Here is a 15,179-nt window from a genome sequence, read left to right as displayed (position 1 = left end):
CACACCATGGCTGACCAGTCCATTCCGGAGGCCCGTACTCCCGCCACCGCCGAAACGGCACTTAATGGCGGCGTTTCCGAAGGCGCCTCCGCCGAGGAGGAGCTTTCGCGCGCAGAGGGCCTGTCGCGCAGAGAGGGCCTGTCGCGTCGGCGGCTGCTCGGGACCGCCGGGGCGACCGGGTTGGTGCTCGGTGCGGCAGGAGCTGCCGTGGGATACGCCGCCCGGCCGGCCGAGGCGACACCGCTCACCTCGCTGGGCGCCGATCAGGTGATGTTTCACGGGAAACATCAGCCCGGCATCCTCCAGGGCCTCCAGGCACGCGGCCACGTCCTCGCCTTCGACCTGGCGGCGGGCGCGGGCCGCAAGGAGGCGGCCGCGTTGCTGCGCCGCTGGTCGGAGACGGCTCGGCGGCTGATGGCGGGCGAGCCGGCCCAGCAGGACGACACGGATGTCGCACGGGACGCCGGGCCGTCGGCGCTGACGATCACCTTCGGCTTCGGGCACAGCTTCTTCGCACGGACGGGCCTGGAGAAGCAGCGTCCGGTCGCCCTGGACCCGCTGCCCGACTTCTCCTCCGACCAGCTCGACAAGGCACGCAGCAACGGCGACCTGTGGGTGCAGATCGGTGCGAACGACGCCCTGGTCGCCTTCCACGCCCTGCGCGCGATCCAGAAGGACGCGGGCAACGCCGCCCGGGTGCGGTGGCAGATGAACGGCTTCAACCGGTCGCCGGGCGCCACCGCGCACCCGATGACGGCGCGCAACCTGATGGGCCAGATGGACGGCACCCGCAATCCGAAGCCGACGGAGTCCGACTTCGACGAGCGGATCTTCGTGCCGGATTCCGGCGCCAAGGACCCCGCGTGGATGGCGGGCGGCTCCTACGCCGTCGTACGCCGCATCCGCATGCTCCTCGACGACTGGGAAGGGCTCTCGGTCAAGGAGCAGGAGGGCGTCATCGGCCGCCGCAAGTCCGACGGGGCGCCGCTGTCCGGGGGCACCGAGACCACCGAGATGGACCTGGAGAAGACGGACAGGGCCGGGAACCTGGTCGTCCCCATCAACGCCCACGCGCGCATCACCCGGCCCGACCAGAACGGCGGCGCGGCGATGCTGCGGCGCCCGTTCTCGTACCACGACGGCATCGACGCCGACGGCGTCCCGGACGCCGGGCTCCTCTTCATCTGCTGGCAGGCCGACCCGCTGCGCGGCTTCGTCACCGTCCAGCGCAAGCTCGACCGGGGCGACGCGCTCTCGAAGTACATCCGCCACGAGGCGAGCGGGCTGTTCGCGGTGCCGGGCGGGGCGGCGAAGGGGGAGTACGTGGGGCAGGCGTTGCTGGAGGGGTGACGGTGACGGGAGGGTCGTACGGCGGTGCACAGGCGTACGACGGTGAGGTCGCCCTCAGGAGTGGCCCTGGGTCGGGAGTCGTACGCCGCCCCGCGCATGGCCCATTAGGGTGAGGTCATGCCAGCGAGCTATGCCTATCTCGGCCCCGAAGGCACCTTCACCGAGGCCGCCCTGCGCACCCTCCCCGAGGCCGCGACCCGGGAACTGATCCCCTACGTGTCCGTGCAGTCCGCGCTGGACGCGGTGCGCGTCGGCGAGGCCGAGGCCGCGTTCGTGCCGATCGAGAACTCCGTCGAGGGCGGCATCACGACCACGCTCGACGAACTGGTCGCGGGCGCGCCGTTGATGATCTACCGCGAGGTGCTGCTGTCGATCACCTTCGCCCTGCTGGTCCGGCCGGGCACGAAACTGTCGGACATCAAGACGGTCTCCGCGCACCCGGCCGCCCAGCCGCAGGTGCGCAACTGGCTCAGGAACAACCTGCCCGACGCCCACTGGGAGTCGGCCGCCTCGAACGCGGACGCCGCCCGTCTGGTCCAGGAGGGCCAGTACGACGCCGCTTTCGCGGGCGAGTTCGCCGCCGCGCTGTACGGCCTGGAGGCCCTGGAGACGGGAATCCACGACGCGGAGAACGCCCAGACGCGGTTCGTGCTGGTGGGCAGGCCGGCCCGGCCCGCGGCGCCGACCGGCGCGGACAAGACGTCGGTCGTGCTGTGGCAGCGCGACGACCATCCCGGTGGGCTGCGCGACCTGCTGGGCGAGTTCGCCACGCGTGGCATCAACCTGATGCTGCTCCAGTCCCGGCCGACCGGCGCGGGCATCGGCAACTACTGCTTCTGCATCGACGCCGAGGGGCACATCTCCGACCGCCGGGTCGCCGAGGCGCTGATGGGGCTCAAGCGGATCTGCCTGGAGGTCCGCTTCCTGGGCTCGTACCCGCGTGCGGACATCAAGCCGGGGGACGCGGAGCGGCCGCGCCTCGGGACGTCGGACGAGGAGTTCGTGTCGGCGGCGGACTGGGTGGCCCGGTGCCAGGACGGCCGGTTCTGAGCGGGCCGTGACCGGCGGTTCGGGGCGGCTCCGACGAGCGTCCGGGATCGGGGTCCGGCATGTCGTTGCGGCCGGTACTACCAGCTGATTGTCGTTATCCACAGAAGTTATCCACAGGTACTCATCTCGACCTGGGGACAAGTCGACAAGCAAGGGTGGGTCTGTCGACAAATCGGTCCCTGGAGCCCCTCCGCGGCCACCGCCACGCAAGTCACCCTTCGTCCACTCTTTTCCTTTGAGCAATCCTTTGGGGCGACCGCTTTCCACTCGAACGTGGGGATGGGGAGGGTTTGTCCTGGGAATCCTCGACTCGCTCGGCACGTTACGGAGTGATCAATTCCGAAGTCCACAGTCCATCCACACACCCTGTGGATAACTCTTGCAAGGCTGGGGATCCCTGTGGACAACCGAAGCCCAAGTCCCGTTCCCCACAAGGGAATCGAGTCAACCGGCCGCCTCGCGCCTGCCCCGTTCCAGGGAGTGAGACGCCTTTTATTGACACGATCGGCAATTCCCCCACGACGGAACGTAAGCCATCTAAGCCGCGGCCCGGAATAGTGAGTCGATGGCTGTCACCCTGCCCCGGTAGCCTTGAGCGCGTGATTGACCTTCGCCTGCTTCGTGAGGACCCCGACCGAGTGCGCGCCTCGCAGCGCGCCCGTGGAGAGGACGTCGCGCTCGTCGACTCCCTCCTGTCTGCCGACGAGCGGCGCAGGTCGTCCGGCGTCCGCTTCGACGAGTTGCGTTCCGAGCAGAAGTCACTCGGCAAGCTCATCCCCAAGGCCTCCCCGGAGGAGCGCGCGGAGCTCCTGCAGAAGGCGGAGCAGCTCAAGGCCGACGTCAAGGCGGCCGAGGCCGCGCAGAACGACGCCGACGAGGAGACCAAGCGCCTCGCGCTGCAGCTCGGCAACCTCGTCCACCCCGACGTCCCGGTCGGCGGCGAGGAGGACTTCGTCGTCCTGGAGACGCACGGCACCATCCGCGACTTCGGCGCCGAGGGCTTCGAGCCCAAGGACCACCTGGAGCTCGGCGAGGCGCTGGGCGCCATCGACGTCGAGCGCGGCGCCAAGGTGTCCGGCTCGCGCTTCTACTACCTGACCGGCGTCGGCGCCCTGCTGGAACTGGCGCTGGTCAACGCGGCGATCGCCCAGGCCACCGAGGCCGGCTTCACGCCGATGCTCACCCCCGCTCTGGTCCGCCCGCGCGCCATGGAGGGCACCGGCTTCCTCGGCCAGGCCGCGGAGAACGTCTACCACCTGGAGAAGGACGACTACTACCTGGTCGGCACCTCCGAGGTCCCGCTCGCCGCGTACCACATGGACGAGATCGTCGACGCCGACAAGCTGCCGCTGCGCTACGCGGGCTTCTCGCCGTGCTTCCGCCGCGAGGCCGGCACCTACGGCAAGGACACCCGCGGCATCTTCCGCGTGCACCAGTTCGACAAGGTCGAGATGTTCTCCTACGTCGCGCCCGAGGACGCGGAGAACGAGCACAAGCGGCTCCTGGAGTGGGAGAAGCAGTGGCTGACCGGCCTGGAGCTGCCGTTCCAGGTCATCGACGTGGCCTCGGGCGACCTGGGCGCGTCGGCCTCCCGCAAGTACGACTGCGAGGCGTGGATCCCGACCCAGGGCAAGTACCGCGAGCTGACGTCGGCCTCCAACTGCGACGGCTTCCAGGCGCGCCGCCTGTCCGTGCGCATGCGCGACGGCAAGAAGGTGCAGCCGCTCGCGACGCTCAACGGCACGCTGTGCGCCGTACCGCGCACGATCGTGGCGATCCTGGAGAACCACCAGCAGGCCGACGGCTCCGTCCGGGTGCCCGAGGTGCTGCGCCCGTACCTGGGCGGCCGAGAGGTCCTGGAGCCGGTCGCCAAGTGAGCTCCGCCTCGCCCGTCGCCGGGTTCCCGTACAAGCTGATCGCGACCGACCTCGACGGAACGCTCCTGCGCTCCGACGAGTCGGTCTCCCGGCGCACCCGGGACGCCCTCGCCGCGGCCACCGAGGCGGGTGCGGCGCACATCGTCGTCACGGGCCGCGGTGCCCCATGGACCCGGCACATCCTCGACGACCTCGGCTACCAGGGGGTCGCCGTGTGCGCCCAGGGTGCGCAGGTCTACGACGCCGGCGAACATCGCCTGCTGACGTCGGTGACGCTGGACCGGCAACTGGCGGGCGTGGCCCTCGCCAAGATCGAGGCGGAGGTCGGACCGCTGTACCTGGCGGCGAGCCGCGACGGCCTGGACGGCGACGTCCTGGTCGGCCCCGGCTACGCGGTGACGGGCCACCTCCCGTCGATCCCCTTCACGGACGCGTCCGATCTCTGGAGCGCCCCGCTGAACAAGATCTACATACAGCACCCGAAGCTCTCGGACGACGAACTGGCCGAGGCCGCCCGCCAGGCCGCGGGCGGCTTCGTCACGGTCGCCATGGCCGGCGAGGGCATCGTGGAACTTCTCCCCCTGGGCCTCTCCAAGGCAACAGGCCTCTCCCTGGCCGCCCGCCGCCTCGGCCTCAAATCCACCGACACGATCGCCTTCGGCGACATGCCGAACGACATCCCGATGTTCGCCTGGTCAGGCCACAGCGTGGCGATGGCCAACGCCCACGCCGAACTGAAGGCCGTGTCGGACGAGGTGACGTCCTCCAATGAGGAGGATGGGATCGCGGTGGTGGTGGAGCGGTTGTTGGAGGGCTAGGCGCGGGTGGGCGCGGGCGGTAAGCCCAAACGCCGGGCTGCGCGGCCAACCTCTCAGCAGCAACGCCGAGCGCCAGCTCAACACACCCCGACCCCTGCACCACGGCCCAGTTCCAGTGGCAACGTCTCGCGGAGGATGCACGAATCGAACGTGCGCGGGCGTTCAGACCCGACCTTGGCTTAGCAAGCCAGTGCCTTACCACTCGGCCAATCCTCCGGGTGGGCGACCCACGCGAGAGCGACATCGCGTGCTCGAAGCGGCCGCCCCGGGCAGCTCCCCGTGCGGTACGGACTCTACGGAGGGGTAGCGATTACTCCGGAGTCCGCCGCCGGCTGCCCTGTCGGGAGCTCGACGTACTGCCGTGCATGGACATCGTCGCGCTCCTCTCCCAGAACGTGGCGCCGAACTCGTCGTCCGGCGGTGTGGACACAACCACTGTGCCTGTACGCCGTGTTGGGTGCCACTGAATTAAGGGGCCGGTGAAAGGCAGGCGTCACACGTCCCTTCGGGCGCCCCCTCCATACGTCGCTGACGTATGCCCCCTTCGTACGCCCCCTCCGAACACCCCTTACCGGCGGCGCCACTTGCGTCGGCGCCCCTTGCTGAAGAACCATCCGGCAGGGGGTTCGTCGGAGCGCCACGGCTGGGGCTCGGGTTCCGCACGGCGCCAGCGCGCGGCCAGCATGCGGGCGCGGGCGGACGGCTCGGCGGTCTCGGCCGCGCGTATGAAGTCCTCGTCCAGGACCAGGTCGCTCCAGGTGTCGTCCCCGGACTGTTCGCGATCCTCGTGCTGCGCCATGCCGCCTGCCATCGCCGTCCTCCAGTTCGTACAGTGCCTCCCCTGTGCCCAGTGTGCCCGGGCACAGGTGAAGCCCCCGTCAAGAGCGGGCCTTACTCCTCACCGGCCAGCGTCAGCGACCGCAGCTTCTGTCCCGCGTACCAGGTCGCGAGGACCGTGACGACCGCCAGCAGTACCGTCGCCGTGGGCAGGCCGACGTCCGACGTCACCAGGTCCCCGCCCGCGACCTTCTGCGCCACCGCCAGCGCCCACTGCTGGACGCTCAACGTGCGCGCACCGGACACCAGGGAGCCGAACAGGGCCTCCCAGACGAGCGCGTAGACGAGGCCGAAGACCACCGCGTGCCGGGACACCGTGCCGAGCAGCAGGAAGATCGCGGCGTAGGCGATGGAGGCGACGAGCGCCGCCACCGTGTAGGCGACGGCGATCTGCTGGCCGTTGCCGTTGAGGATGAAGCCCGCGATGAAGGTCGGCAGCGCCGAGAACACCATCGTCACGGCAATCGCGACGATCAACTTGGTGAAGATGATCGTCGGCCGCTTCACCGGCTTGGACAGCAGGTACACCACCGAGCCGTCGTCGATCTCCGGCCCGATCGCGCCGGTGCCGGCGATGACGCCGATGATCGGCACCATGGTGGCCAGCGCCAGCCCGCCGAGCAGGTCGGACGCGGTCTGGTCGTCGGCCCCGGCAAGGCCGCGCACGACGACGGAGATTCCGATGAGCAGCAGCGGCAACGCGCCGAGGATGAGGGCCCGGCGGCGGCCGAGCAGGGCTCGATAGGTGAGCCGGGCGACTGTGGGGTCGTACATCTTCGGCCTCCTACGCCGCGACCAGATACGAGAAGACGGACTCGAGGGACTCGTCCGACGGCGAGACCGTGAGCAGGCGGATGCCGTGGTCACGCGCCACCTTCGGCAGCAGCGTGGTGAACCGTCCGAAGTCGACGGCCTGGATGTGCAGCGCGCCCTCCGCCAGATCGACCTCGATGCCGGACGTCGACGGGTCGGCGATCAGCGCGGCCGCGAGGGTGCGGTCGTCGCTGGAGCGCACCAGGTAGCGGTGCGGGCGGTCGGTCATCAGCCGACGGATCTTGCGGAAGTCGCCGCTCGCGGCGTGCCGTCCTGCGACGACCACCTCGATGTGCCAGGCCAGTTGCTCGACCTCTTCGAGGATGTGGGAGGAGAACAGCACCGTGCGCCCCTCGTCGCCCATCCGTCGCAGCAGGTCCATGAGCTGCATGCGCTGGCGCGGGTCCATGCCGTTGAACGGCTCGTCGAGCAGGAGCAGTGAGGGGTTGTGCACGAGGGCGCTCGCCATCTTCACGCGCTGGCGCATGCCCTTGGAGTACGTCTGGATCTTGCGGTCCTGCGCGTACTCCATCTCGACCGTGGCCAGGGCCTTCTGGGCCGCCTTGGCGCCCAGGCCGTGCAACTCGGCGTTGGCGACGACGAATTCGCGTCCGGTGAGGAAGTCGTACATCGCCTCGCGCTCGGGGACGATGCCGATGTGCTTGTAGATGGACTCGTTGCGCCACACCTGCTGGCCGTCGAGGGTGACCGTGCCGGTGGAGGGGGCCAGGAAGCCGCCCATCATGTTGATGAGGGTGGACTTGCCGGCGCCGTTGGGGCCGAGGAGGCCGGTGACGCCGGGGCCGATCGTCATGGTGATGTCGTTGACGGCGACCACGTTGCCGAACCAGCGGGAGACATGGTCGATCTGGAGCGTGGTCACAGTCCCACCTTCTTGTAGCGGCGGATCAGAAGGCCGTAGCTGGCGGCGATCAGGCCCAGCGTGAGGAGCACATAGACCACGCCTTCCCCGTTGGTCGGGCCGACTCCGCCGGGGAAGGCGGAGGTGGCTCCCAGGAACGCGGACTGCACGCCGTCGATCAGCGTGACCGGCGAGAAGAGGCCGATCCAGGCGATGGCGCCCGTGCTGTTCTGCACCTCGGCGATGGCCTGGAGGGTGGACACGGCACCGTAGGAGATGGTCAGTACGGCGATCACGGCCGCGATGCCGAAGCCGCGGCGCGGGGTGACCGACGCGATGACCAGGCCGATGCCGGCGAAGAGCAGCGAGAGCAGTGCCACGGAGACGAGTCCCTGCGCGAATCCCTTGGTCTGGTCGGCGAAGTCGAGCTTGGCCAGCAGCGCGCCGACGTAGAGCACCAGCAGCGGGGCGGCGGTGAGGATGAACAGCGCCGAGGCCAGCGCCGCGAACTTCGCGCGGACGTAGTCGGCGGTCTCGATGGGCCGCGAGAAGTACAGCGGTACGGTCTTGAAGCGCAGGTCGCGGGAGACGGACTGGGGCGCCTGCGAGGCGATGTAGAGGCTGATCACGGCCTGCATGACGATCGCGTAGCGCGTGTAGTCGAGGGGCAGGTCGTTCGCCTTGGTGGCGACCGCGACGGCGACCATGATGGCCGCGGGCACGCACATCACCACGAACAGCAGCATCGGCAGCACCTTGGACTTCACCGACCGGCCGAGTCCGTAGGCGCCGCGCAGGGACTGCGAGTAGAGGGACCGCGTGGCGTAGGAGCGGCCGAGGCGAGGGCCGTCGTAGCTGCGGTAGCCGATGTTGTGGATGCGGGTCTGGTCACCCGGCTGTGCGGCTACGGGGTTCTCAACTGCCATGGCCGACCGCCTCCTTCCGCTGTGCTCCGGTGCTCTGCTCGCCGCCCTGCTCGCTGTCGGTGAAGACCTCGGAGATGTGGTGCCGGCGCTGTTCCATGCGGACCAGGCCGAGACCGAGGTCGGCGACGACGTCGCGCACCAGGTCGTACGTCTCGTCGCCCTGCGCGGTGAGCAGCAGGATGTGACCGGCGCCGGGGAGCCCGCCGCTGCCGTCGAGGACGTCCACCCCGCGCGCGTGGAGCGCGTCGCGCACCGCGCGGGTGCCGTCCGGGTGGTCGTCGCTGTCGGTGACCTCGATGGCGAGGGTCGTCGTGGTCTGGGTGAAGTCGGTGGTGGAGCTGGAGCGCAGCAGCTTTCCGCCGTCGACGACGACCACGTGGTCGCAGGTGCGCTCCAGCTCTCCCAGCAGGTGGGAGGTGACCAGGACCGAGATGCCGAAGTCCGTGTGGATGCGGCGGATCAGGCCGAGCATCTCGTCGCGGCCGACCGGGTCGAGGCCGTTGGTCGGCTCGTCCAGGAACACCAGCTGCGGGTCGTGCACCAGGGCCTGCGCCAGCTTCACGCGCTGTTTCATGCCGGTCGAGTAGCCGCCGATGGGGCGGTAGCGCTCCTCGTACAGACCGACGTGGCGCAGCGTGTCGGCGGTGCGCTCGCGCGCGGCGGTGGGCGGCAGGCCGGACATGCGCGCCATGTGCACGACGAACTCGGTGGCCGAGACGTCGGGCGGCAGGCAGTCGTGCTCCGGCATGTACCCGACGCGCTCGCGGATGGCGGCGCCGTGGGTGGCGACATCGAGTCCGAGCACTTCGGCTCGGCCCTCGGTGGCGGGGGACAGACCCAGCAGGATCTTGATCAGTGTGGACTTGCCGGCTCCATTGGCTCCGACGAGTCCGGTCACACCGGGCCCGACGTCCACGGAGAGCCGGTCAAGCGCGGTCACCCTGGGGAACCGCTTGCTCAGGCTTTCGGTCGCGATCACAGTCACGCTTCGAAGGTAGTGACGCGCACCACGCCGGTCGTCACCCCTCAGAGCTGTATTGGAGTCAGACTCCAGGACTACGGGGCCCTAGGGGTCACCCCTGAGTCCAACAACGCGTCCCTGACTTTCCACATCGGCCCGTGCTCCGCGGGCCCGTCAGCGGAGTTTTCCACAGCCCTCGGCAGCCCTATTGACGCAGTCTCTAACAACTGTCACATTCGCCAGTGTCAAGTTACGAGCACGTACCGCAGTCGGCGTGGACAAGGTGGGGCGGTGGCATGACTACGGCGGTGACAGGCGAACTCTCCGTGGACTCCGCGGAACTGGGCGGGTTCAGGCGGGTCCAGCAGCTGGCCTACGAGTGCGCGGAGGCGGTCGCGGCGCGGCTGGAGCCGGGCATCACCGAGCGCGAGGCGGCGCGGATGCAGCGCGAGTGGCTGCGCGAGCGCGGCGTACGCGATTGGTTCCATCTGCCCTTCGCCTGGTTCGGCGACCGCACGGCGTTCGTGAACTTCCGGATCCCGCTGCAGTTCTTCCCCACGAACCGCCGCCTCGAGCCCGGAATGCCGTTCATCCTGGACATGGCCCCGGTCTACGACGGCTTCACGGCCGACATCGGCTACTCCGGCTCCCTCGGCATCAACCCCATGCAGGACAAGCTGATGGCCGACCTGGAGGCACACCGGGAGCTGATCCTGCGCGAGGTGCGCGAGCGGCGGCCACTGCGCGAGATCTACGAGGACGTCGACCGGCTCATGGTCCGCCAGGGCCACGCCAACCGGCACCGCGCCTACCCGTTCGGCGTGATCGCCCACAAGGTCGATCGCGTCAAGGAACGCCGCTGGTCACCGCATGTCTTCGGGTTCGGCACCCAGTCCCTGAAGGGGCTGGCGAGCGACGCGCTGCACGGCCACCGTGACGGCTGGTCCCCGCTGTGGTCGCCGTACCGCTTCTCCGACCACCCGCCGCAGCCGGGCCTGTGGGCGGTCGAACCGCACCTCGGATTCCGGGGGACGGGCGCGAAGTTCGAGGAGATCCTCGTCGTCACCGACTCCAGGGATCCTGAGCAGAGCGCCTTCTGGCTGGACGACGATCTGCCGCACGTACGGCGCTGGGCGGAGGAGAAGTGACGGTACCGGTGACTCTCGAGGGCGCGCGTGAGCGCCGGGTGCGGACCGGCGGGGTCGAGCTGTGTGTCGCCGAGCTGGGCGATCCCGGGCAGCCGACGGTGGTCCTGGTGCACGGCTATCCGGACAGCAAGGAGGTCTGGTCCGAGGTCGCGCCGCGGCTGGCCGACCGCTTCCACGTCGTGCTGTACGACGTCCGGGGCCATGGCCGGTCGACCGCGCCGAAGCCGCTGCGCGGCGGGTTCACGCTGGAGAAGCTGACGGACGACTTCCTGGCCGTCGCCGACGCCGTCAGCCCGGACCGCCCCGTGCATCTGGTGGGGCACGACTGGGGCTCGGTGCAGGGTTGGGAGTTCGCCACGGTCAAGCGCACCGAGGGCCGGATCGCGTCCTTCACGTCGATGTCCGGGCCGTCCCTGGACCACTTCGGCCACTGGATCGACAGCCGCCTCAAACGGCCCACCCCGCGCCGTGTCGGCCAGCTCCTCGGACAGGGCGCCAAGTCCTGGTACGTGTACCTGCTGCACACGCCCGCACTGCCCGAGCTGGCCTGGCGCGGCCCCCTCGGCAAGACCTGGCCACGCATCCTGGAGCGCGTCGAGAAGGTCCCCGGCGGCGGCTACCCGACCCCGTCCCTGCCGACGGACGCCGCGCACGGGGCGTGGCTGTACCGGGACAACGTACGGGCCCGGCTGCGCCGCCCCCGCCCGGACGCGTACGCCCACGCGCCCGTGCAGCTCATCACACCCCTCGGGGACGCCTTCCTCTCGGAGCGGCTCTACGACGAACTGGAGCAGTGGGTTCCGCAGTTGACCCGGCGCACCCTGCCGGCCAAGCACTGGATCCCGCGCTCCCGCCCCGATCAACTGGCCTCCTGGATCACCGAGTTCGTGACCTCCGTGGAGGGCGGGCGGCCGGAGAGCGTGACGGCGACCGGGAAGTACGCAGACCGTTTCGGCGGGCAGCTCGTGCTGGTCACGGGCGCGGGCAGCGGTATCGGCCGGGCGACGGCGTACGCGTTCGCCGAGGCCGGCGCGCGCGTGGTGGCCGTCGACCGGGACGCCGAGGCCGCGATCCGCACCGCCGAGATGTCCCGTCTGATCGGCGCGCCCGAGGCCTGGGCGGAGACCGTCGACGTCTCCGACGAGCAGGCCATGGAGAAGCTCGCCGCGAAGGTCGCGACCGAGTACGGCGTGGTGGACGTCCTGGTGAACAACGCAGGGATCGGCCTGTCGGGCTCCTTCTTCGACACGACCCCCGAGGACTGGAAGAAGGTCCTCGACGTCAATCTGTGGGGCGTCATCCACGGGTGCCGGCTCTTCGGCAAGAAGATGGCCGAACGCGGTCAGGGCGGCCACATCGTCAACATCGCGTCGGCGGCGGCGTATCAGCCCTCCAAGGCGCTGCCCGCCTACAGCACCTCCAAGGCGGCCGTGTTGATGCTGAGCGAGTGCCTGCGTGCGGAGTTGGCGGGACAGGGCATCGGCGTGACCGCGATATGCCCGGGCCTGGTCAACACCAACATCACCTCGACCGCGCACTTCGCCGGGGTCGACGCCGAGGAGGAGAAGCGGCGCCAGAAGAAGTCCGCCCGGCTGTACGGGTTGCGCAACTACCCGCCGGAGAAGGTCGCCGACGCGATCCTGCGGGCTGTCGTACGCGGTGATGCCGTGGTCCCGGTGACGCCGGAGGCGCGGGGCGCGTATCTGATGTCGCGGTTCACACCGAGGGCGCTGCGCAGGATCGCACGGCTGGAGCCGCCCCTGTGAGCGAGGGCGGCCGCCCGGCCGAACAGCGCGGTGAGGGCGGCCACATGGCCGACGGGCCGCCCCCGCCCGCCTACCGGATCGAGGACCTCGCCCACCTCAGCGGCGCCACCGTCCGCACCATCCGCGCCTACCAGGACCGGGGTCTGCTCCCCCGCCCCGAGCGCCGGGGCCGCGCCAACCTCTACTCCGACGCCCATCTCGGCCGTCTGCGCCAGATCGCCGACCTCCTCGACCGCGGCTACACCCTTGCCTCCATCAAGGAGCTCCTGGAGGCCTGGGACGCCGGTCGGGGCCTCGGCGGGGTGCTCGGGCTCGTCGCCGAGGTCGACGGGCCCTGGACCGACGAGGAGGCGGTGCGGATCTCACGCGCCGAGCTGGACCGGCGCTTCGGCGGCACCCCCGACGACGCGGCGGTCGCCGAGGCGGTGGAGCTCGGCGTGCTGGAGCCGGCCCCCGACGACGAGGACACCTTCGTCGTCCCGAGCCCCCAAGAGCTCTCTGTGGCGGTCGAGTTGCACGCGGCCGGGGTACCGCTGTCCGCGATCTCCTCCCACCTGAGGGAGTTGAGGGGACAGGTCGAGCACATCGCCGCCCGTTTCCTGGAGTTCACCACCGAACACGTCTTCGCCCGCTACCTCGACGGCGCACATCGCCCGACGGACGCGGAAGCGGCCGAGGCGGCCTCTCTCGTACGACGACTGCGCCCCCTCGCCCAGCACACCGTGGACGCCGAACTGGCCCGCGCGATGCGCACGTTGGCGGTACGCCACCTACGGCAGCAATTGGGGAACCCAGAGGCGTCCGATCTTCGGAATCGGACGAGAACGGTGCTCGTTCCCGAGGAGACGATGCAGGCCGTGGAGACCCTGGTTGGCGCCCAGCAGGCCGCGGCGTTCGTCGCCCTGGCCGCTGAACGCGAGGTGCGCGCCCGCACCTTGGACCGGCTCGCCGCAAATCACAGCTCATCGGCTGATCTTGACGAAACCCCTTGAATGCACGGCTCGTTGTCCACAGAATCGCCAATTCCCCTGTGGATAACCTTACTTGGTTGTGGATCAAACATCCGGAGCGAAATCGTTCGCGTGATTCGTGCCTCTCCCGGCAGGCTGGTGGCATGGACGAAAGACGCACCGTGAAGGTGTCGAAGTACCTCTCGAAACACCTCCGCCATCAGCCCGAGCGCATCGGGCTCACTCTCGACGACGGCGGCTGGGTCGAGATCGACACACTGATCGCCGCCGCGACCGCGCACGGATTCCGGTTCACCCGGGAAGAGCTGGACCAGGTGGTGGCCGCCAACGACAAGCAGCGCTTCGCGATCGAGGGCTCCCGGATCCGCGCCAGCCAGGGCCACAGCATCGACGTCGACCTCGGACTGGCCCCCGCGACGCCGCCGCCGTACCTCTACCACGGCACCGTGGCCCGCAACCTGGACGCGATTCGCAGCGCCGGCCTCAGGCCCATGAACAGGCACGATGTACACCTCTCCGCCGACCGGGAGACCGCTACGCGGGTCGGCGCCCGGCGCGGCCGCCCCGTGGTGCTCTCCGTGGACGCCGGGGCCATGCACCGCGACGGCCATGTCTTCCACGTCAGCGCGAACGGGGTGTGGCTGACGAAGGCCGTGCCACCCGAGTATCTGCGCTTCCCCGAGTCGCACTGATCTTCCCTACCGCTCCCCATCGGCCCTACCGCTTCCCCATCGGCCTCGCTCCGTGGCGGGGCGGCCGCGCGTGGTGACTGTTTCACGTGAAACCCGTTCGGCCGCATAGGCTCGGCCATATGAGTCTGCGCCTGAGCACCGTGATCCTCCCGTACCGCCGCTGGTCCGAAGGGGGCCGCGAGGCATGGCAGCGCGCGGAGGAGCTCGGCTTCCATGCCGCGTACACCTACGACCATCTGTCCTGGCGGAGCTTCCGCGACGGTCCCTGGTTCGGCGCGGTGCCGACACTGACCGCTGCCGCTGCCGTCACCGACCGTCTGCGGCTGGGCACGCTGGTCACCTCGCCGAACTTCCGGCATCCGGTGCCCTACGCCAAGGAACTGATCTCGCTGGACGACATCTCCGACGGCCGTTTCACGCTCGGCGTGGGCGCGGGCGGCTCCGGCTTCGACGCCACCGTGCTCGGCCAGGACCCGTGGTCGCCTCGCGAGCGGGCCGACCGGTTCGCCGAGTTCGTGCAGCTCCTGGACCGACTGCTGACCTCGGACTCGGTGTCCTACGAGGGCGACTTCTACTCGGCGCACGAGGCGCGCAACATCCCGGGCTGTGTGCAGCGCCCCCGGCTGCCCTTCGCGGTGGCCGCGACCGGGCCGCGCGGGCTGCGGCTCGCGGCGCAGTACGGGCAGGCCTGGGTGACCACGGGCGACCCCAAGCTGTACGAGAACGGCACTCCTGAACAGTCGGTTCAGGCCATTCGCGGTCAGGTCGAGAGGCTGGCCGACGCGTGCGCCGCGATCGGCCGGGACCTGGCCGCCATCGACAAGGTCCTGCTCACCGGATTCACCCCGGATCGCGCCCGCCCGCTGAAGTCCCTCGACGCGTTCGTGGACTTCGCCGGGCGCCATCAGGAGCTGGGATTCACCGAGATCGTCGTGCACTGGCCGATCCCCGACTCGGACTTCGCGGCCGACGAGAAGGTCTTCGAGCAGATCGCCATGGAGGCGGCGGCGCAGCTGCGGTGAGGCGACGGGTATGACAGTGCTGGTCAGGGCGTTGGGAGCGGTGTCGTCAGGGGCGGTTTCTCCTCAGGCAGCCCCTCAGATGTGCG

The 15,179-nt window shown here is 69.9% G+C and carries 14 protein-coding genes and 1 tRNA gene; 9 read left to right on the top strand and 6 right to left on the bottom strand.

Going from position 1 to position 15,179, the window contains the following annotated elements:
* Window positions 1-6 precede the first annotated feature (6 nt).
* The 4 genes from efeB to ACFZBP_RS09185 all read left to right on the top strand — a co-directional run bounded on the left by efeB (window position 7) and on the right by ACFZBP_RS09185 (window position 5,095).
* Window positions 7-1,350: an iron uptake transporter deferrochelatase/peroxidase subunit gene (gene efeB / locus ACFZBP_RS09200; RefSeq protein ID WP_391411297.1), complete on the top strand. Its 1,344-nt coding sequence runs from the start codon at window positions 7-9 to the stop codon at window positions 1,348-1,350.
* A gap of 117 nt (window positions 1,351-1,467) precedes the next feature.
* Entirely contained in the window at window positions 1,468-2,400 is a 933-nt protein-coding gene (gene pheA, locus ACFZBP_RS09195) for a prephenate dehydratase (RefSeq protein WP_383449619.1), read from the top strand.
* A 599-nt stretch (window positions 2,401-2,999) separates the two neighbouring features.
* On the top strand, window positions 3,000-4,277 hold the full coding sequence (gene serS / locus ACFZBP_RS09190; RefSeq protein WP_383449620.1) for a serine--tRNA ligase: 1,278 nt from the start codon (window positions 3,000-3,002) through the stop codon (window positions 4,275-4,277).
* Window positions 4,274-5,095, top strand: coding sequence for an HAD family hydrolase (locus tag ACFZBP_RS09185; protein WP_383449621.1), 822 nt, complete (start codon window positions 4,274-4,276; stop codon window positions 5,093-5,095). Before serS ends, ACFZBP_RS09185 begins: the two co-directional genes overlap by 4 nt.
* 129 nt (window positions 5,096-5,224) lie before the next feature.
* Here ACFZBP_RS09185 and ACFZBP_RS09180 read toward each other — a convergent pair.
* From ACFZBP_RS09180 to ACFZBP_RS09155, 6 genes are all read right to left on the bottom strand, one after another.
* Window positions 5,225-5,311: transfer RNA gene (locus tag ACFZBP_RS09180), tRNA-Ser, on the bottom strand.
* Between the two features lie 352 nt (window positions 5,312-5,663).
* Complete coding sequence (locus ACFZBP_RS09175; protein ID WP_383449622.1) at window positions 5,664-5,906, bottom strand: hypothetical protein; 243 nt, start codon at window positions 5,904-5,906, stop codon at window positions 5,664-5,666.
* Between the two features lie 80 nt (window positions 5,907-5,986).
* Window positions 5,987-6,706: an ABC transporter permease subunit gene (locus ACFZBP_RS09170; protein ID WP_383449623.1), complete on the bottom strand. Its 720-nt coding sequence runs from the start codon at window positions 6,704-6,706 to the stop codon at window positions 5,987-5,989.
* A gap of 10 nt (window positions 6,707-6,716) precedes the next feature.
* Window positions 6,717-7,628, bottom strand: a complete 912-nt coding sequence (locus ACFZBP_RS09165; RefSeq protein WP_383449624.1) for an ABC transporter ATP-binding protein — start codon at window positions 7,626-7,628, stop codon at window positions 6,717-6,719.
* Window positions 7,625-8,533, bottom strand: a complete 909-nt coding sequence (locus ACFZBP_RS09160) for an ABC transporter permease (RefSeq protein ID WP_383449625.1) — start codon at window positions 8,531-8,533, stop codon at window positions 7,625-7,627. Before ACFZBP_RS09160 ends, ACFZBP_RS09165 begins: the two co-directional genes overlap by 4 nt.
* Complete coding sequence (locus ACFZBP_RS09155) at window positions 8,523-9,512, bottom strand: ABC transporter ATP-binding protein (RefSeq protein ID WP_062721122.1); 990 nt, start codon at window positions 9,510-9,512, stop codon at window positions 8,523-8,525. The genes ACFZBP_RS09160 and ACFZBP_RS09155 overlap by 11 nt, the downstream gene beginning before the upstream one ends.
* Before the next feature lie 278 nt (window positions 9,513-9,790).
* On the opposite strand from ACFZBP_RS09155, the gene ACFZBP_RS09150 reads away from it, so the two are divergent.
* From ACFZBP_RS09150 to ACFZBP_RS09130, 5 genes are all read left to right on the top strand, one after another.
* Window positions 9,791-10,642 carry a M24 family metallopeptidase gene (locus ACFZBP_RS09150; protein WP_391411292.1) on the top strand — a complete coding sequence of 284 codons (852 nt, stop codon included), beginning with the start codon at window positions 9,791-9,793 and terminating at the stop codon, window positions 10,640-10,642.
* An 8-nt stretch (window positions 10,643-10,650) separates the two neighbouring features.
* A complete protein-coding gene (locus ACFZBP_RS09145) occupies window positions 10,651-12,408 on the top strand; it encodes an SDR family oxidoreductase (protein ID WP_391411290.1) in 1,758 nt (585 codons plus the stop codon).
* 44 nt (window positions 12,409-12,452) lie between these two features.
* Window positions 12,453-13,400, top strand: a complete 948-nt coding sequence (locus ACFZBP_RS09140) for a MerR family transcriptional regulator (RefSeq protein WP_383449857.1) — start codon at window positions 12,453-12,455, stop codon at window positions 13,398-13,400.
* A 122-nt stretch (window positions 13,401-13,522) separates the two neighbouring features.
* Complete coding sequence (locus ACFZBP_RS09135; protein WP_391411288.1) at window positions 13,523-14,071, top strand: RNA 2'-phosphotransferase; 549 nt, start codon at window positions 13,523-13,525, stop codon at window positions 14,069-14,071.
* Window positions 14,072-14,190: 119 nt separating this feature from the next.
* Entirely contained in the window at window positions 14,191-15,093 is a 903-nt protein-coding gene (locus ACFZBP_RS09130; protein WP_391411286.1) for an LLM class flavin-dependent oxidoreductase, read from the top strand.
* The last annotated feature ends 86 nt before the right edge of the window (window positions 15,094-15,179 follow it).

The organism is Streptomyces sp. NPDC008086, assembly GCF_042957325.1.
GTDB lineage: Bacteria > Actinomycetota > Actinomycetes > Streptomycetales > Streptomycetaceae > Streptomyces.
The sequence above is the reverse complement of the archived record's forward strand: the minus strand, read 5'-3'. Positions and strand labels throughout refer to the sequence as shown.